The 19898-nt window shown below is 47.2% G+C and carries 12 protein-coding genes; 11 read left to right on the top strand and 1 reads right to left on the bottom strand.

What is annotated here, in order from left to right:
- Nucleotides 1–88: 88 nt before the first annotated feature.
- Genes ACTJJS_RS11855 through ACTJJS_RS11845 form a run of 3 tightly spaced genes read left to right on the top strand, consistent with a single transcriptional unit; the run spans nucleotide 89 to nucleotide 6996 of the window.
- Nucleotides 89–3256 (top strand): SusC/RagA family TonB-linked outer membrane protein, encoded by a 3168-nt coding sequence (locus tag ACTJJS_RS11855; protein ID WP_440663838.1) that lies wholly within the window; start codon nucleotides 89–91, stop codon nucleotides 3254–3256.
- Nucleotides 3257–3286: 30 nt separating this feature from the next.
- Nucleotides 3287–5182, top strand: a complete 1896-nt coding sequence (locus ACTJJS_RS11850; RefSeq protein ID WP_440663837.1) for a RagB/SusD family nutrient uptake outer membrane protein — start codon at nucleotides 3287–3289, stop codon at nucleotides 5180–5182.
- Nucleotides 5182–6996 (top strand): glycoside hydrolase family 88/105 protein, encoded by a 1815-nt coding sequence (locus tag ACTJJS_RS11845; protein ID WP_440663836.1) that lies wholly within the window; start codon nucleotides 5182–5184, stop codon nucleotides 6994–6996. Before ACTJJS_RS11850 ends, ACTJJS_RS11845 begins: the two co-directional genes overlap by 1 nt.
- Before the next feature lie 44 nt (nucleotides 6997–7040).
- Here ACTJJS_RS11845 and ACTJJS_RS11840 read toward each other — a convergent pair whose 3' ends face one another.
- Entirely contained in the window at nucleotides 7041–8357 is a 1317-nt protein-coding gene (locus ACTJJS_RS11840; protein ID WP_440663835.1) for a hypothetical protein, read from the bottom strand.
- 917 nt (nucleotides 8358–9274) lie between these two features.
- Here ACTJJS_RS11840 and nusG point away from each other — a divergent pair.
- Genes nusG through fabD form a run of 8 tightly spaced genes read left to right on the top strand, consistent with a single transcriptional unit; the run spans nucleotide 9275 to nucleotide 19898 of the window.
- Complete coding sequence (gene nusG, locus ACTJJS_RS11835) at nucleotides 9275–9817, top strand: transcription termination/antitermination protein NusG (protein ID WP_168875155.1); 543 nt, start codon at nucleotides 9275–9277, stop codon at nucleotides 9815–9817.
- A gap of 36 nt (nucleotides 9818–9853) precedes the next feature.
- Nucleotides 9854–10999, top strand: coding sequence for an iron-containing alcohol dehydrogenase (locus ACTJJS_RS11830; RefSeq protein ID WP_440663834.1), 1146 nt, complete (start codon nucleotides 9854–9856; stop codon nucleotides 10997–10999).
- Between the two features lie 50 nt (nucleotides 11000–11049).
- On the top strand, nucleotides 11050–11922 hold the full coding sequence (gene aepX / locus ACTJJS_RS11825) for a phosphoenolpyruvate mutase (RefSeq protein ID WP_168875157.1): 873 nt from the start codon (nucleotides 11050–11052) through the stop codon (nucleotides 11920–11922).
- Complete coding sequence (gene aepY / locus ACTJJS_RS11820) at nucleotides 11916–13052, top strand: phosphonopyruvate decarboxylase (protein WP_440663833.1); 1137 nt, start codon at nucleotides 11916–11918, stop codon at nucleotides 13050–13052. The genes aepX and aepY overlap by 7 nt, the downstream gene beginning before the upstream one ends.
- A gap of 34 nt (nucleotides 13053–13086) precedes the next feature.
- Nucleotides 13087–14235, top strand: a complete 1149-nt coding sequence (locus ACTJJS_RS11815) for an adenylyltransferase/cytidyltransferase family protein (protein ID WP_440663832.1) — start codon at nucleotides 13087–13089, stop codon at nucleotides 14233–14235.
- Between the two features lie 29 nt (nucleotides 14236–14264).
- A complete protein-coding gene (locus ACTJJS_RS11810; protein WP_440663831.1) occupies nucleotides 14265–16019 on the top strand; it encodes a non-ribosomal peptide synthetase in 1755 nt (584 codons plus the stop codon).
- A gap of 42 nt (nucleotides 16020–16061) precedes the next feature.
- Nucleotides 16062–17630 (top strand): condensation domain-containing protein, encoded by a 1569-nt coding sequence (locus ACTJJS_RS11805; RefSeq protein WP_440663830.1) that lies wholly within the window; start codon nucleotides 16062–16064, stop codon nucleotides 17628–17630.
- A gap of 12 nt (nucleotides 17631–17642) precedes the next feature.
- On the top strand, nucleotides 17643–19898 hold the full coding sequence (fabD, locus tag ACTJJS_RS11800) for an ACP S-malonyltransferase (protein WP_440663829.1): 2256 nt from the start codon (nucleotides 17643–17645) through the stop codon (nucleotides 19896–19898).

Raw genomic sequence — 19898 nt, 5'->3', positions numbered from 1 at the left:
GTCAGCCTCAATTTCTACGTATATGAAAAAACTAAATGCCTGCTGTGGTGAACAGCGATCAAATCCCTATGGAATTATTTTTCCACGAATGAAAATGTACAAGCTCTTTAGCCTTGTATTGCTCCTGCTAACATTGTCCGCGAGCGCACAGGAGCTTCCTGTTGTGGTGAAGGGAGTTGTTGTTTCGGAACAAAATGAGCCGGTTCCCGGTGCTACCGTCATGGAGGACGGAACTTCCAACGGAACGACCACAGATGCCAATGGACAGTTTACCATCAGGGTAACCAAAGATCCATCGGGTCTGATCATCCGTAGTACCGGATTTGCAGAGTATAAAGTAGCAGTAGGGCGGCAGCATGCCACGGTGACCATAACATTGACTGCCACATCCAAGCAGCTGCAGGACATCGTGGTGATCGGTTACAGCGCGCAGAAAAAAGCAAACCTGATAGGCGCTGTTTCATCCGTCAATACAAAGGATATCTCCAAAACAGCCGTCACCGGTGTGGCCAGCCTGCTACAGGGGCGTGCCGCCGGGGTGCAGGTGACCAACGGAAGCGGTGACCCGAGATCTACCGGAACAATAGTGATCAGGGGCGTGGGAAATATCCGCGGCATGTCGCCATTATATGTGGTTGACGGGGTGCCCGCTATCGGTAATACCGGCTTTAACCTGAACCCCCGGGACATTGAAAGCATACAGGTGCTCAGAGATGCTTCTTCAGCAGCCATTTACGGTGCCAGGGCGGCAGGCGGTGTGATCCTGGTGACTACCAAAAAAGGCTCCCGCAAGGAAAGGATGAATGTGGACGTGTCGATGAACCAGGGTTTCAGCCAGGGGACTTTCCTGCCTAAACTGCTGGGTACACCGGATTATAAGCGGGCCTGGGCTGCTATCAAGCCAGCGGCGCCCGACTGGGATGAATCGGTCAATACAGACTGGGTGGATTATCTGTACCGCACCGGAAGGGAGCAGAACTACAATGTGTCCATCAGCGGCGGCAGCGCCAAACAAAATTATTATGTCTCTGCAGGCTACAGAAGAGCGGACGGAATTGTCATCAATTCCTGGTCAGAACGATACAGCCTGCGGGTTAACAGCGACTATGATCTCGGAAAAAGGGTAAAGGTAGGAGAACGACTGAACCTGTATTCCTATTCGGAAAATCCGCCGGTGATATCCGGTAACCAGGTGGGCGCATATGCGCTGCCTTTCAGATCGACCCCACTGATGCGGATGAAAAATGACGACGGTTCCTGGGGCGGCCTGCCTGCCTCCAATAACTATAACGGCGGCAATTGGGCCACCTATGTCAACACAATCGACAGAAGATATACAGCGCCGGAAATCGAAGGTAATCTGTATATCGATGTTGAACCCGTAGACGGCCTCCATGTACGTGCCACCGGTGGCGGAAATTTCACCACTACGATGGCCCGTCAATTTGAAGCTAAGTGGTATGTTTCCGGTCAGTCCAATCAGCAGAAAGACAACCTCAGAAAACAAAGCAGCCTGTCAATGGCGTATGTGGGAAACATTGTGGCGTCCTATGACAAAAAGATCGGCGCCCATGAGTTTAAGCTACTGGCAGGCATGGAAGGACGGCGGTCTTCTGTCGATAACCTCTCCGGCTCCATTTATGCTGTCAACTCAGCCTATACGATGCCGTTAATACCCGATGCTTTTCCTGTCGGATTTTCAGAATCGTCTTTGTTGAGTAATGTGCCGCCTAATACGAGCGGACGTTCCTCAGAGATGGATTATGGTATCTCCCGTATGCTTAGTTATTTCGGAAGGGTGAGTTATACCTATCAGGATAAATATCTTTTTGAAGCCAACCTGCGCCAGGACAGAAGTGACCGGTTTGCCCCGAAATACAGGACAGGTAATTTTCCGTCTGCCGCCGCCGGCTGGAGGATATCAGAAGAAGGTTTTATGAAAGACAGGTTCAGGCAGTTGTCTGACCTCAAACTGAGAGTGTCCTACGGCAGCCTGGGCAACGATGGCGTGGGCAGCTATGTATATATCCCGTCGCTGGCCAACTATGATAAAACACAATTCAATGAGTTGCCTGGAACCAGCGCTGTGAACGGATGGGGAATCGGACGTGTGGCGAATGAAAACATTCGCTGGGAAACAGTTACCACCTCCAATATCGGGGTAGACGTAGGACTGTTTAATAACAAACTAAACCTGACACTGGACTATTACATCCGGGACACGAAAGACATGCTGTACCAGCGCAATCTGCCTCCCAGCTCCGGTATGGCCAACGGCCACTCCTCTCCGGACACCTATGTGCTGGATATGAACCTGGGTAAAATGAGGAACAAAGGGTTTGAAGTGACTGTCAACTACAAAGAGCGGTTCGGTCAGTTTAGCGTGGAGCTTGGCTTTAACGCTGCCATCAACCGCAATAAAATATTGTCTTTCGGAGGGGAAAGCCTGCCCATTGATGCCGGCTATGCAGGGGAATACAGGTCAGGGACCGTTACCCGCACGCAACTGAACTCACCTGTTTCACAATTCTACGGGTTTAAGACAAAAGGGATCATACCGGACCAGAAGACCATCGACGAGTTGAATGCAAAAGCAAAAAATTCGGGCGCCGCATGGTGGTATTCCAGCGGTTCAGGGCCGGGAGACCTGTGGTATGAAGATCTGAATGGTGACAATACAATCAATGAGCAGGACAGGACAGTGATCGGCAGCCCGCTGCCTAAAATGACCTATGGGTTTAATATTGGCCTGTCCTACCGGAATTTTGACCTGTCCTGTTTCTTTAATGGTGTATATGGTAACGATGTCTATAACGGGATGGATGGATACTTCAATAGCATCTACAGCGATTTTAACACTACCGCCAATGTATTCAACAGCTCGTTTATGTATGGCAACGGCCTGACAAGCCAACCAAGGTTTGGCTATATGAACGGAGGCAGCTTCCTCTATGATCCCAACGGCAACTATATGAAGATCTCAGACTACCACGTACAGAAAGGATCTTTCCTGCGGCTGCAGAATCTGCAAATAGGTTATAATCTACCGGAAAATCTGTTGAGCCGCCTGAAAGTAAGGCAGCTCAGGGTTTATTACAGCGGTCAAAACTTATTTGTGATATCAAAAGTGAAAAACGCCGATCCGGAAGCGGGTTTTGCCGGTCCTAATTCCAGCGCCCTCGCGCAGGGAATTATATCACCCGAAGTATATCCGAGAACAAGAATTCATTCCTTCGGAATTGAAATCGGGTTTTAATCCATTCTATCAAGCAAAAAAATACGATTCATGAAACGCTCCATGATAAAACTCACCCTGTTCCTTGGCTTAAGCGCATTGCTATGGGGATGCAACAAGGACTTCGTAGACGGCTCCAAACCGTACAATGTATTAAACCCGGATATTTTTCCTGAAAGCATGGCCCAGGTGGATTATTTCCTGAATTCCCCCTACGCCAACATCCACAGCGTGGAGCTGTTTGGATTTACCGGATTAGGCAGATTTATGTACAATATAGATCACACCGGAGACCTGGCGTGGCTGGGCACCAACGAATGGAATGACATACAGCTGTTCAGGATGAATTCGTCCAATACCTACTCCGGCGCCCAGTGGCGGGGCCTGTACAGAGGAGTACAGCAGTCCAGGACATTTATAGATCAGATCGTTCCCAATTTCAAACAAAAGAAAGGGAATAGTTTGTCTGCCGCTGACACGCTGGCATTGCGGTATAAACTGGGAGAAGCTTATTACCTCCGTGCGTGGCATTATTTCTTCCTGATGAATTTATATGCGCAGGAAGTGGTAGTAAAAGGAAATGGTGATAATGCCAATCCTGGTGTTATTCTTTTTACATCAGACGTTAAGATTGGCACCCGTGAAGATGAAATGCGTCCCCGCAGCACTGTTAAACAATGCTGGGACTACATTATATCAGATCTGAAAAGTTCAATGGCGCTTTTAACCGATCCGTCCGGCGGCGCTAAGAAAACCTGGACTGGCGCAGACAAAGGCCGCATTGACTATTACGCTGCAGAAGCCCTGTTAGGCCGTTCTTTAATGTATGAAGAGCGCTGGAGCGAGGCCCGCGATGCTTTTCTGGATATTGTTCAGCATGCCGGCAAGTCGCTGATGAGTTTTCCGAATTACTACAATATGTGGAATGGTAATCCACAATATGCCAATACAGAGATAAATAATACGGAAGCGCTGCACCAGATCACAATCGTAAGGTCTGGTGATAACGCGATGGCTGGCCCTTCCACCGCTTCCGCCGTGAGCCTGATTTTTACCCCCTTCTATGACAATGGCGCCCCCGGCGGCGTGACGCCCGGTTATGGCAATATGTTTATGCATGACCGGAACCTTGGCCGTTTCGGGTTCCCCCAGCAATATTATCCGGTGATGAAAAACCTGGGCACTCCTGGCCGCACTGTTGAACCTTCGTATATCGATTCCTGTTTGCATATGAAAACGATGAAGCGATATGCCATTGACCCGGACCCTCGTTTATGGGTATGTGCTTATCAGCCATGGGTCGACTCTGTTATGAACAATACCAGCAGGGTGGCCATATTGCCTTATGGTCAAAGCGTGGAAACAGAATACCAGGAGAACAGGAAGTTAAGCAGCGATGTTATCAAACATGGATGGAGCCTTCGCAAATTCAATTTGTATGATGTGCAGGCAAGCCAGGACCCGCGGATGCACGGCGCAGATTTTTATTTTACCCGGTTGCCCGAAGTGTACCTGAACCTGGCTGAATGCTATTGGAGGCTGAGCGGGAATGACAACGATGCACAGGCGCTGGACTATATCAACCGGGTACACCGTCGTGCATGGGAGCTTTCCGATGGTACCGGTCAGCCTGGTGTAGACTATACCACCATTGCATCCGGTGTAAAGATCACCAAAGCGCAGCTGAACCCTAATACTACAGATCCCGCCTTCAGAGATCAGCTGGCCCTGAACGCGCTGTATTATGAAACGTGGGCGGAAACCTTTGGTGAATCAAAGTGGTGGTTCAATGTAAGGAGATGGGGACTTGGCCCGAACGAAGCAAAGGTGTACGAGAAAAGCAGGGCCGGAACGATTGGTTGGAACTCAGATAATCAGTATGCGCTTCCGGTTTTCCAGACAGAGTTAGACAGAAACAGCAATTGTGTACAGAATAAAGGTTATTGATGAAGAAATATATAAGCACCTTATTGTTTGTTCTTTTAGTGCTGGCCAATGGCAAGGCACAGCAGGGAAAAGAAAACCCGCGTCCGGTAGATAAAGTAAAAAAGATAGGTGATAAGCTGATACGTGAAACACCGTTTGCCTACCGGTTGATATCACCTGCGCGTAATGAACGTTTTAATGGTTTAAGTTTTGTTGATTTCGGGGCGGCGTTTGGGAAGGGAAAGGCAGCTGTCGCATATGCCTATACGCAATTGACAGTATTGCATGATACCCTCTTTACCGTACAGACAGCGCATAATGACGCCTGTACGATCTGGTGTAACGGCGCACTTGTTTATGATAAGCAGGGCAACAGCAACATTGCTATAGTGAGAGATGAGAGGAGTATGGCGATGTCGGACTCCTTCCGGGTGTTATTAAAAAAGGGAAGCAACGATCTGCTGATAAAGTCGGCCACCAGTGGAAAAGAGTGGTGTGTGTTTTTACAGCCTCCCAGTGAGCATGACGCTGTATTGAATGGGCGGCAGCCGTATCCTGAAATTGGATTAAAGTATGTAAAGCATGTTGATACCAGCGTGGCCGCGCTGAGCAGCTGGCTTGTCTGCGGTCCTTTTGCTACTACTGCCACCGCGGGCCATACGCCGGAAAAGGAATTTATTTTTGGCGCTATGTATCCGGGGCTTGAGGGGCCGGTAACATGGACTATTCCTAAAAAGGAAGTGCTGGGGGATGTAATCGGCGCCAAAGCCTGGGGGACCACCTACCAATGGAATTACCATAATGGCGGCGTGGCATGGGCGATGCAGCAATTGAGCGAGCTGACCGGCGAAAAGCAATATCGTCAATGGGCGGTGAACTTCTGCGATTTCCAGATGAATGGGACGCCTTTTGTGGATTACCAGGTAAACGGCCTGCGGGCGTACAACTCAGCCAACGCGATGGTCATCGGTTCCAGGCTGCTGGACTTTACACTGGCCCCCTCTTTACCGCTTATTTACCGTTTGCGTAAAGAGAAAGGTTTTGCAAATGAATCCATCTATAAAGCGTATATCGATAAAATGATACACTATGCACAGGAAGGACAGATCAGAAGCGAGGGGTATTCCAACTACACCCGCACTACCCCTGAAGCATATACGGTATGGGTGGATGACATGTTTATGGGCATTCCTTTTTTGATGCAGGCTGGACTTTATGCCGGCAGCCCTGAACAAAGGCAATTGTTTTTTGACGATGCCGCCAGTCAGGTGCTGGATTTCGCCAAACATGTATGGGATAAAGACGCGCGACTTTTTATGCATGCCAATTACTCCCGCCGGCCGCAGGTGAAATTGCCTTACTGGTCCCGCGCTAATGGCTGGGCTATCTGGGCAATGACAGAAGTGTTGATGGCTTTGCCCAGGGAACATGCCAAATACAAAGCGGTCCTGGACCTGTACCGGGATTTCGCGGGTTCACTGGCCCGTTATCAAAGCCCCGGTGGTTTCTGGCATAATGTTATCAACCGGGCAGATTCTCCGGAGGAAGTTTCGGGTACTGCCATATTTACGATGGCGATGGCCAGGGGTGTCCGGCTGGGATGGCTGGACCGGAAGAAATTTGCCCCTGTTGTAGAAAGAGGGTGGAAGGCAATTGCTGGTGAAATCGAAGAGGATGGCACCGTGCATAAGATTTGTGTTGGCACGATGTGTTCCGAAGATGTGAATTACTATATGACCAGGCCTTTCTATGACAATGATACACATGGCTCCTTTGCCGTGATATTTGCCGGTATGGAAGTACAGAAGATGCTGGACCAGCAGAAGCAGCGGTAGTGCAGCTTAACGGGCGGCCTTGTTGTTACAGGGCCGCCCGTTGATTATTGGATCATTTCATCAAAATTTTGTTCGTAGACCAGCTGTCCATCCAGCTTATGCAGCTTTATGTAGTCTACCGCGCCACATCCCTTGAACCGTAAAATCAACTCATTGGCTGTTCCTATCGGTTTGGTGTAGGCTATCTGATAGATTTTTTGTCCATCCAGGGAAAATGTAGACGTCCCCTTTTCTACTTTGACGCCCATAATGTGCCATGTTGAAGCATCAAAATTAAATTTGCTCAGGTTGTAATCATCGCCTTTGATGCTCTTTTCGCCACTGATGAATTTTATATAGGCATAACCTGCTTCGTTTAAGGCAAAGCCATGTCTTCCGGTATCAGACGAAATGTACATCATAACGTCGGAACGTGGAATGGCAAAGTCTTTCGCTGAGTTACGGACCCTGGCTTCCAGCATGAAATTATCGCCATCCACCAGTCCTTCCTTATAGTACACATAACTTACGAACAGGTGTCCGGGGCGGGCTTCCGCCACTACGCTGTCCAGGGGAAGGCTCACATATCCTTCTTTGTGATAAGCCTGGCTAATGGGAAGGGTCCTGAAAATGCCCTTTCGTTCGTTGCGGGTGTAAACAGACCAGCCGGGTTTACGGTTTTCTATCGTGATGGTTTTAATGGTACGCCCGTTATATTGCAGGTGGCAGTAGCCATCGCCCTCGTAGATATACGTAGCATTTACGTTGCCTGTTTCCCTTGTCAGCCGTTTTTCAGAAGTATCGCCATTGGCCTCTTCGTACACCAGTTTGATGTCTTTTAGCAGGGGAGACGGGATATTATAAGACACCGTTATCGTTACAGGGTTAGCGCCTTTTGGGTCTGAAACGGAAAATTCTATTGCCGACAACAGGTAGTTGGTATAAATGTCTTTGAGCTTCAGGATATACAAAAAGTACCCGGCAACGATTAATAACAGCGCGCCCAACAGATAGAGATAGATGCGGTTTGATTTTGCTGCGCTGGTCACGGTAGGAGGCGGTTGTTCCTCGCTGGTCTCTGCCGGGATGTGGGCCGTCTCTTCCACCCGTATCCTTTTGGTGACAAAATCTGTATAGCCGGTGTATCCCAGAAAACGGCACAGCGCATCTCGTGTGGCCAGCTGTGGATTGCCGGTACGCTGCTGAAAGAATCTTTTTAATGTATTAGCATTAACAGTAATATCTGTTGCTTCCAGGATCATATTTTCCAGGGTCTTGAACTGGTCCAGGTCCCAGGACTCCGGCGGGCCCCAGGCATCAAAACGCGTGGCATATTCACTGATGATTTCTTTGATGTACCGTCTATCTCTTATTTCGTCCATAAGTAGCTACAAGATAGTTTTGGTTGATAAGTTATGCTGGTAAAATTGGGGAATATTATGGTAATTTCCTGCAGACTTTAGCACATTTATCTGTTGCTTATCCAGGAGCGTTGATTTTTCTTAAAATTGAACCGGGTGTGGAAACATTCATGTTTTTCCTGAGCCGACGTATCAAATTTGACAGTATTAACAGATAATACATTTGTTTTTCTATTACATATGAATATGAATCAAATTTTTATCTTTTTATAAAAACAGTTAGGCGCTCGAAAAAAAATTGTGTAAATTGATTTTCAGTTATTAGATTAGTGAAATCAAGTAATATTCAGAAAGCCTTATGCCAGAACATTTGTTTATTCAAAATTGGTTCTACTGTGCCATAATGTTAATCTTACTTTTCCTTGCCTGTTTCATTGGGTGGCTGTTGATTTTTTCTCTGACGGAGAAGTCATCCTGCGACCGCATAAAATTTGTTACCACAACCCTGAACCTTAGCAATTTAAGTAAGCGCTTGATTTTTAACCCGAAGAGCATATTCTGTTATATTCTTTTTTTATCGAGTAACAAGATAAATATACAGGCTGAGTGACCTGTATGGATTATTCATAAACCTGTCTGGTATTTAGATTTGTGACCTGATATTTTGTTCGTAGAAAAAGCATACTGTTGTTCTAATCTGTGGGGAATGCGATGGGTAATCTGATTATTACCCACCAGTGTAGTCTGTGAAGTTAATTTTAATTTGATTTTTTAATTGCAGAAAGTAACTGTTGCTGGCTGTAGCGATAGCTTTATCTACTAATTAAAAGTGGTCGCGATAATGACAACTTTTACATGATTGTTATACTCCCGCTATTTCTACCTCGAATAACGCCCTCGTTCTTAATAACCCTTGTATATATTTAAAAGGTTTGCCCATGAGTAAGTTTGCTTCTGGCTGGTATTTGATTTACACTATGTCGCAGCGTGAAAAAAAGGTTGCACAACTACTAGCTGAGCGCAAAATCAAATACTTTTTGCCAACAATTAAAGAGATACGGCTACGATGTGACAGAAAAAAGGTGATAGACACACCGCTTTTCCCTTCTTATGTCTTTGTTAATCTTGAGAATCAGGAAGATTTTTTTACCACACAGGCTGTTGACGGATTTTGTTGTTATGTAAGATTCGGTAAACAGTTGGCGAGAGTGGACCAATGTCTGATAGACCAGATTGACATCGCGGTTTGTTATGGTCATAATGTGAATGCGTCTGCGGAGCAGTTTTTGCCGGGGCAGAAGTTGCTGATAACATATGGACCCTTGTCTGGTCTTTTTTGTGAGGTCGTAAAATATAAAGGCACGAGGAAACTGGTGGTAAGAGTTGGCCTGTTGCAAAGAAATATAATGATGGAAGTATTGCCCGAATACCTGGACGTTGTTAACGATCCGTTGATGTTATCCAATATGGAAGCCGAATAAATATTGTCATGAGGCGGCTGTTGAAAATTAATCTGCATGTACGATCCCTGTTCACTAAGTTCTCTTGGCGCAAGCATTAAGCGCATACTGCATACATTTAACACAAAGAAAGTCCTGCTCATACACGGATATCAATCATTTAAAGACTATGAATCTGTTGTGACCGATGCGATAGCTCCGGACATCCTGTTATTCCGGGCATCAGGTTTTTCTCTGTACCCGGAACTGGAAGACATTCTGAATGTCGCCAATACGGCCCGCTTAGAAGGTATAGATACGGTCATCGCTATAGGCGGTGGTACTATTATAGACATTGCCAAATCGGTGTCGGTACTCTGGCAGCAGGAAGCAGCTACGATGCTTTCATTACTGGATACTGATATTGATTTTTTGGAGCCCCAAAGGTTAAAACTCCTGACAATACCCACCACGTGTGGCACCGGTGCAGAGGTGACACCTTTTGCCGTTATCTATAATGGGGCGGCCAAACATTCTTTTTATGGCAATAGCCTTATCCCCCAGCAATTTATTCACTGTCCACCGCTTGCTGTTTCCCTTAGTAACGAACAAATAGCTGTAGGTGCCTTTGACACCCTGAGCCAGGCCATTGAAAGCATCTGGTCCAAAGGCTCTGTGACAGCATCCAGGGAATATGCAGGAGAAGCGGTACGGCTGGTCATGGACAATATAGATGAAGCTGTCCGGACGCGTTCGCCGAAAGCGATGACTTGTCTGATGAAGGCGTCGTTCTTGTCCGGCCGGGCGATTGCTATTACGAAGACAACAGGACCCCACGCACTTTCCTACCCGTTAACAAGGAAGTTCAGTATTCCTCATGGACTGGCTGTCATGATTACGCTTCCTTATTTTTTCCTTTTCCATGACAAGATTTTAAGTTTAGAGGATGAAAGTTATCCAGTGCTCAGACAGCATCTGGAATATATCCTGGGCCTGCTTAATGTGAAGTCAGGCCGTCATGCCTTCGAGGTTTTATGTGGTCTGGCTGCGCGCATAAATGTTGATATTTCATTGTCGGCATACATCAGTGCCGGTGATCTGGCAGTCCTGCAGCAGTGCAACTTCAACGAAGACAGGCTGCGCAACCACCCCGTAACCATTAACAGATCTGATATTCAGCAAATATTCACCTCTTCATTTGACAGATTATCAGCAATTGCCTGAATGCATCACTACGCAAGTGATGATTATTAACCTATAGTATACTTTATTACATGGATGTCTTTTTAAACAGAATCAAACAAGGGCAGCATATCCGCTTACTGGAGGCCCATTCCGCGTTATCCGCCATGATTATTGAAAATACGGCAGTCGTAGGCAACAATGGCTCAAAAAAAGCATTTGACGGCATATGGCTTAGCAGTTTGACCGTTTCAACCATCAAAGGGCTTCCGGATATAGAGCTGGTGGATATTACTACTAAAGTGAATCTTATACAGGAGATCAAGCGGGTGTCTTCCAAGCCGATCGTAGTGGATTGCGACACTGGTGGGCTGAACCAGCAATTTTCTTTTACGGTGAGTGCTTTGGCTGGTGCCGGTGCAACGGCTATTGTGATAGAAGATAAGGTAGGGTTTAAACAAAACTCACTTTTTGATGATCATCACTCGCAGGTACAGGACACAATAGAAAATTTCTGCGATAAAATCCGTATTGGTAAAAGTACGCCTACGCCTCATCCTATAGGCATTATTGCGCGGATTGAAAGCCTGGTGTTGGGAAAAGGCATGGACGATGCTCTTGAACGTGCGGCTGCCTATATTAGCGCGGGCGCCGACGGCGTCCTGATCCACAGTAAGGACAAGTCCCCTGAAAGCGTGATCAGCTTTGCGGAGCAATTTGTGACGGCCCACCCCGGCGTTCCGCTTGTCTGCGTGCCATCCAAATTCAACAGCATTTGTGACGAGCAATTGTTTGCTTCAGGCTTTCATATTGTAATCCATGCTAACCATCTTTTGCGGGCAGCTTATCCGGCTATGTTTAATGTAGCGGTTGATATCCTGACCCATGACAGGTCTTATGAGGCCAGCGACAAAATTATGTCAATCGACAAAATACTTACGTTAATCCCCGGTTCTCAATGTTAAACACAGCGTTATTTGCAGGCATGCTGGACAAGCATGGGATTAATTTTTTTGCAGGCGTACCAGACTCCGTGCTGGAGCCCTTTTGCAGTTACCTGGATGATACCCTGGGTGCGCAAAGCCATGTCATTACACCTAATGAAGGAAGTGCCGTAGCGCTGGCAGCCGGGCATTATCTCAGTACCGGCAAGTTGCCGGTTGTATATCTGCAGAATGCGGGTCTCGGCAACGCGGTAAATCCGCTTACTTCCCTGACCAATACAGATGCCAGCAGAATTCCTATGCTTCTGATGATCGGCTGGAGGGGGTTCCCGGGAGAAAAAGACGAGCCTCAGCACAGGTTAATGGGAAGTATAATGGAACAGTTGTTGGCATTGATGAACATACCTTATGAAATCCTGTCGGCAGACTTTCAGGAGGCGACGGAACAGGTAGGCCGCCTGTCGGCAACCGCGGCTTTATCTTCCACGCCTGTGGCCCTGTTGGTGAAGAAGCACACATTTGAGCCATTCCGCAGAGAGATACAGCAGGCATACAACCTATATCGTGAAGATGCCATTTGCGTGTTGCTGGAGGAACTGAGAGAGTCGGTGTTCGTTTCCACCACCGGAAAATGTGCACGGGAAGTATATGAATTGCGTCAATTGTCCGGGCAACCTCATGAGCGGGATTTTTACAATGTTGGCGCTATGGGCCATGCTTCCATGATCGCATTAGGAATTGCCATGGGCAGTCCGAAGCAGCATGTTTGTTGCCTCGACGGTGATGGAGCCTTACTGATGCATCTTGGGGCGTTGGCCAATATTGGCAGCCTGCAGCCGGCTGATTTCATTCATGTGATACTGAATAACGGCGCGCATGATTCGGTAGGAGGACAGCGGACGCTTGCTATGGATATTGATATCCCCGCAATAGCCCGCGGCAATGGGTATAAATATGTGTACACCGTTTCCGGGGCAGCTGACCTTACGCAGGCGGTACGTGAATTAAAGGCACTGGGAGCATTGGGGCTGATTGAAGTTAAAATAGCAAACGGCGTCAGAAAAGAACCGGTACGGCCGGATGAAGCTCCGCATCTGTTAAAAGACCAATTGATGAAGCATCTCCGGAATAGAGACCGCGCTGCATTGTAGAAGCGTTCTTCCCGGTGGTAGGAAATTTTTCAATATGACAAGACCGAATGTATACCTTGGTATGTGTGCCGATCTGATCCATCACGGCCATATCAATATTCTAAGGGAGGCAGCGAAATACGGAAATGTGGTTGTTGGGCTGCTGACAGACGCCGCCATGGCCTCCTATAAGAGATTTCCCCATCTTCCCTACGAAAGCAGAAAGGAAATCGTGGAAAGTATAAAGTATGTACACAAAGTACTGCCCCAGTATACGCTGGATTATTCCGACAATCTGGAATTGATCAGACCTGAATTTGTCATGCATGGGGATGACTGGAAAGATGGGGTACAGGCAACTACCCGCATGAACATTATCCGGCAGCTGGAAAAATGGAATGGGAAGTTGATAGAAGTCCCATACACTAAAGGAATTTCTTCTACCATTATCCAGGAGGCTCTTCCGGGGCCGTCACGGTCCGGCAGGCTGAAAAGCCTGCTTGTCTTGCTGGAAGGCAATCTTCAGGAAAATCCGTTGACTATTATAGATATCAGCAGTCCTCTTTTTGTAGATGTCATCAGGAATAAGATGCCCCATGTATCTGTTCATGCCTTACGCTACTATCATTATAAGCAATATCCCTACACAGACACGGATTTTGTGAATTTTTCGATTTTGTCTATCCAGGAGATATTAAGAAATACGAGTTATCCGCTGTTGCACAGTATCGGACTGGTGACTGACATAAATGCCACCAGAGACTATCTGATACATCTACAGGCACTCGGCGTGTCGGGAGTGACGTTTGAATTGGATGACAGAGATGATCAGCGGGATGACTGTTTGAAACTCATTGCCGGAGTCGTGGCTGGTTTCAGGAAAATATCAACGGCAAGCGATTTTTTACTCTTCGCCGAAATCCCGGCTACTGTTCCGGAAAAGGAAGTGCTGGCGGCAATTGCTGTGCTGGCCGCGAACGGTGTCAGCGGAATAGTTATTTCCTACATGCCAACGGGCACTGACCAGCCCGATTTATTGACGCGTATAAAGGACCACTTCCCCGAAATACTGATAATGCGGGGCATTCAACATCCGGATACCCTCACCAGAATGTCCGGTACGGGATACGATGCTTTTTTTATGGAGAAATATGATCGCAGTATGTTGTATGCCTTTTCTGCAGAACATGATTACGCGGGATAATGGTAAGGGAACGATTAATTTAAATAAGCATGGATACACCTGCAGTTATATTTAGAAGTCAACAGCTGAGTTTTCGTGAGCTGGAAAGCCGCTCCAATCAGCTGGCACATCATCTCAGCAGACTTGGTATAAAGCCCCGGACAATGGTGCCGATCATGGTCAGCCGGGGAATTAACATGATCGTGGGATTATTGGGCATTATGAAGGCCGGTTGCGCCTATGTTCCGATTGACGGCAGTTTCCCGGCAGAACGGGTGGATTTTATATTGAAAGATATTAATGCCGGTATGATCATTCTGGATGATACCGTGGCAGATCTGTTCCGTGGAAATAATCGTGTGTCCGTTACTGTTAATCTGGATGCTGACGGGGATAAGATAGCGCAGGAGAACGTGGAAAGACTTCCGGTAGATATAAGTCCGTCTGACCTTGCATATGTAATTTATACGTCCGGTTCCACAGGGACTCCCAAAGGCGTAATGGTAGAGCACCGTAACCTGGCCAGCCTTACCCACAATCTTACGCAGCGGTGGGGTATGAGGAAAGGCATGCGGATTGGCGCAATGGGACCATATACATTTGATCTGTCCGTATTGGAACTGGTGTGTGTGTTAGCGATAGGGATTACAATTGTGTTGATAGATGAGACTGACCCTGCTGTTATATGGAGGCAGCTGGAGGAGCATCAGGTAAATGTAGTGCAGCTTACACCATCAAGACTAAATCTCCTGACCTATGCAGAAACAGACCTGTCGCCCTTACGTCGCCTCGAAATACTCATGGTTGGCGGAGAGCATCTGCAGGAACGAACTTTCCGACGGCTGAAAGAAGAATTAAAGGAAGTACGCATCTATAACGTGTACGGACCGACTGAGGCGACGGTCTGGAGCAGCTCTCTTGCTATTCATGAAAGCGAGATACTGGGTATAGGCACGCCCCTGTTGTATGAGCGACTATATATAACAGACGATCAGGGGAATTTGCTTCCTGTAGGCTTAACGGGCGAAATCTGTATCGGTGGCAGCGGTGTTGCCAGAGGATATCTGAATAAAGCGGAGCTCACGGCGGAAAAATTCGTGCCTGACAGGTTTGGCAGAAAACCAGGAGCCAGATTGTACCGCACCGGCGATATAGGCAAACAAATGGCCGACGGCACTTTCGTATTCCTTGGAAGGAAAGATGACCAGGTAAAGATCCGGGGATACAGAATTGAAATAGGAGAGGTGGAAAATGCACTGTTGCGGGTAACAGGTATTGAACATGCGGCTGTAAAATGTGTGACAGACAAAGGTGGGAATAACCTGCTCGTTGGGTATTATGTGTCACAGCAGGAATTGAGCAATCAGGATATTATTGCTCAACTGAAGGACGTGCTGCCCTCTTATATGGTTCCGTCCGTATTGACGAAATTGTCTGCCATACCACTTAACAATAACGGGAAAATAGACAGGAAGGCGCTTCCTGACCTCAAGGACCATCATAATAGCGAGCGGAGATACGTTGCGCCTGAAAATGAGCTGGAAGAGCGATTGGTGGCAATATGGAAGGAGCTGTTGGGGATAGAGCAGATAGGAACAGCAGATAACTTTTTCGAGATTGGTGGCCATTCCCTGCTGGTCGTTGACCTGATTGCCTGTATCAAAAAGGCGTTTTCCGTGGAGATATCACTCCCGATGATCTTCCAACTGAAAAACATCGCAGCTATTGCTGCGTATATGGAGATTTCGGCAACAGCAGCCAATGTGCCGGTTGAGGAAGCAGCTTATGACATTTATGACTTGTAAGATCTTTGAATGATGAATAATAGTATTGATTTAAATCCGGCAATGGGGGTAATAGCAAAGGCGACACGGGCTGGAATACGTTTTTTCCTCGAAGATGACAAGGTAAAGTTTGGGGTACCCAAAGACGTTGCTGTCAACAAAGCATTACTGGAAGAGATCCGTGCATACAGAGACGAGATCAGGGCAATTCTGGCGGGGGATGCAGTGTGGTTTGAGGAAGCTACGTTCCGCGGGACCAGTTTCCCCGACGACCAGGACACTTTTGATGTTACCATACAACAGCGGAAGGCGTACCTGAAGTTTCTTCTGCTGGGAGATTCCAGTTTCAATGTCTCCTTCAATATAAAAATTGAAAATCCGGACAGAGAACTTTTAGAGGAAGCGCTCAACGCACTGATTGACCGGCATGAGAGCCTGAGGACAACTTTTATTACCCTGGGGGGTAAACTACAACAGCGGATTCACCGCAGTGCGCCGGCCATTCCGCAGATCAGGTATGTACATGCTGCTGATACGGCGGGTGGTGGCGATCTCCGGAAAATCTATCTGGAGTGTATGGCTATCCGGTTCAATCTGGAAAAAGGACCGTTGCTGGATGTGATGGCCGTTGTGTATCCGGATGGGTCAAATGTGTTGTTCTTTACGGCCCATCACGCTATTTCAGACGATATTTCTTCCAGGATCTTTGAGAACGACTTCACCCGGCTCTATCATTCAAAGTGCAGGGAAACGCTGCCGGCTTTAAAACTACAATACAAAGAATATGCTTCCTGGGTAACAACGTTTGCTGCAACAGAAAAATTCAGGGTGGCAAAGCGTTTGTACCTGGATAAAATCAAGGCCAGCCTGTCAATGGAAAACGCCGTAGCGCAACGGTCGTACCGGAAGGAATTAAAAACGGAAATGGAAAGCATTCCGGGGAATGCTGCGGCACTGTATTATGAAGAGGCGTTGGGAACGATGGCCAATATTAACCCTAAGCCGGGATCTTCCTATATATCCTTTATGCAGAAAGCGTTGTTGGAAAAAGCCAGAAAGCTGGCCGTTTCATGTGACTCTTCCTTGTTTATGACATTGATGGCTGTCTTCGGGCTGCTTTTTATCAGACAACACCGGCGTAAAATGCTACGAATGGGCATCACCTTTAATACCCGGGTATTTGAAGATCTCACTAAAGTAACCGGCTGGTTTACGGGAGACGCCATTGCTTGTCTGGAAGCTGATGAAGATCTCAGTATTTACCAGTTTATCAGAAGCAGCACTATGTTGATGCTGGATGTCTCCAGGTTTCGTTTCTATCCCTATGAGCAAATCATTCACGAGCTGGATGTTCCGCTGGATGTGTTAATTCCACTCCAGTTAAATCTGATCCATAAAACGGATATGGAGTATAATGATCTTACCCCTGTGCATATGGAAGCCACTTATAATCATTATGATTTCAAATGCAACCTTATAGAGTTTGGCAATTGTGTGTTAATGAAGACGGACTATAATCGCAACACACATTCAAAGGAAGATATTGAACAGGTGATGGAAGCGTATCTGTCGCTAATTGAATTATTGTCCGATAAAGACGTGTTGTCCACGAAGCTGGCTGTTTGTTATTAAAAAAATGAAAACATGAAAGCAGTTATATTTCCCGGTCAGGGAGCTCAATATAAAGGAATGGGGAAGGACCTGTTCCGGGTATACAGAACTGAAACGGACAAAGCTTCTGAAATACTGGGTTATAACCTGGAAGAGCTTTGTCTGCATGACCCTCGCAGGCAACTTGGAAGTACGGCGTTTACACAGCCGGCGTTGTATGTGGTGAATGCGTTACATTATTATGAATATGAGAAACGGGAAATCGCCTATTTCGCAGGGCACAGCCTGGGGGAGTATAATGCACTACTTGCTGCGGGAGCTTTTGACTTTGAGACGGGACTAAGACTGGTGAAAAAACGGGGAGAATTGATGGCTGCAGCCTCCAATGGAGGAATGGCGGCAGTATTGGGCCCTGATGTTGCCACCCTTAAGCGGAAGCTGGAGGAAGCCGGTTATACAGATATAGATATTGCTAACTATAATACGCCCAGTCAAACAGTTATCGCCGGTCGGCAGGAGCAGATAAAAAATGTCATTAAACAATTTGAGCAGGAAGGTATCCGGATTATCCCACTCTATGTGAGCGCTCCGTTTCATTCCCGTTACATGAAACCTGCAGCTGATGAGTTTGGCGTCTTTCTGGAAGATTTCCGTTTTTCCCCGTTACAGGTGCCTGTAATATCGAATGTTTCAGCAAAACCATATACTGATGACGATATAAAATCGCTGTTGACCGTACAGATAGCGAGTCCTGTCCGCTGGATGGATTCAATCCGTTTTTTAATGGGGCGGAGGGTAACGACGTATGATGAAATAGGAGGAGGAATTTTAACTAAAATGGTAAATGAGATCCGGGAGAAAACCACGCCGGTAATGGAGGTGCCCTTATCGGCAACAGCTCCTGAACAGCAGGGAGGACTGGCTACCAGGCTGGGCAACGCGCGGTTCAGAAAAGAATATGGTCTGAAATACGCCTATCTGGCTGGTGGCATGTATAGGGGAATTGCTTCCCGGGAGCTGGTGGTGCGTATGGCAAAGGCAGGTATGTTGGGGTTTCTGGGCACTGCGGGTATGGGATTGCATGACATCGAAGAAAATATAAAACATATTCAAAGCGTACTGAACAACGGCGAAGTTTACGGGATGAACCTCATACATAATTTGACAGATCCCGGGTTGGAGATGGAGACCGTACAGCTTTATATAAAATACGGAGTCCGCAAAATAGAGGCGGCGGCCTTTATGCAGATAACCCGGGCGCTTGTCTATTATAAATTAAAAGGAATAAGGAAGGAGGGAGAAGATATCATTTGTGATAACAAAATCTTAGCGAAGTTGTCCCGGCCGGAAGTAGCGGAAGCATTTATGAGCCCGGCTCCTGAAAAAATAGTGAATGAATTGCTGGATGAAGGACTGATCAATGCAGAGCAGGCCGCACTGGCCCGCAGGGTACCTATGAGTGCCGACATCTGCGTGGAGGCCGATTCAGGAGGTCATACAGATGGAGGCATTGCGCTGGTACTACTGCCAGCTGTTCAGGAGCTCAGGGCTGTGATGGAAAAAAGGTACCACTATGATTGTCCGATACACATTGGTTTGGCGGGTGGTATCGGCGCACCCCAGGCCATTGTATGTGCTTTTATGATGGGAGCCGATTTTGTGCTCACCGGATCTATTAATCAATGCACTGTTGAAGCCGGTACAAGCGATACGGTAAAGGACCTGTTGATGGACATGAATGTGCAGGATACAGCATATGCTCCCGCCGGAGATATGTTTGAAATTGGCGCGCAGGTGCAGGTGTTGAGAAAGGGCGTCCTGTTTCCTGCAAGGGCCAATAAATTATATGCACTCTACAATCAATTCGCCGCATTGGAGGAGATACCCGAAAAAACGCTGCAACAGCTGGAGAAAAATTACTTTAAAAAGCCAGTTGCCGGTGTTTGGGATGAAACAGTGGCATATTTCCGCAGACAAGGGAATGAGGCCATAGTCACCAAAGCTTTGCAGAACCCCAAAAGCAAAATGGCATTGGTATTTCGCTGGTATTTCGGCTATTGTGCCAGGTTGTCTTTTGAGGGCAACAGAGATGATCTGGTCAATTATCAGGTGCACACAGGACCAGCTATGGGAGCTTTCAATCAATGGGTGAAGGGAACAGCACTGGAAAACTGGAGAAACAGGCATGTCGATGAAATCGGTATCAAACTGATGGAAGCTGCTGCACAGCTGCTGCTGGATAAATTAGCCCTGTTTGCGGAAAGCGGGCATCATATTAAAAATAACTGA

This window comes from Chitinophaga sp. 22308 (assembly GCF_052045305.1).
GTDB lineage: Bacteria > Bacteroidota > Bacteroidia > Chitinophagales > Chitinophagaceae > Chitinophaga > Chitinophaga varians_A.
Note: the sequence above shows the minus strand (reverse complement) of the source record. Positions and strands in the feature narration are given on the sequence as shown.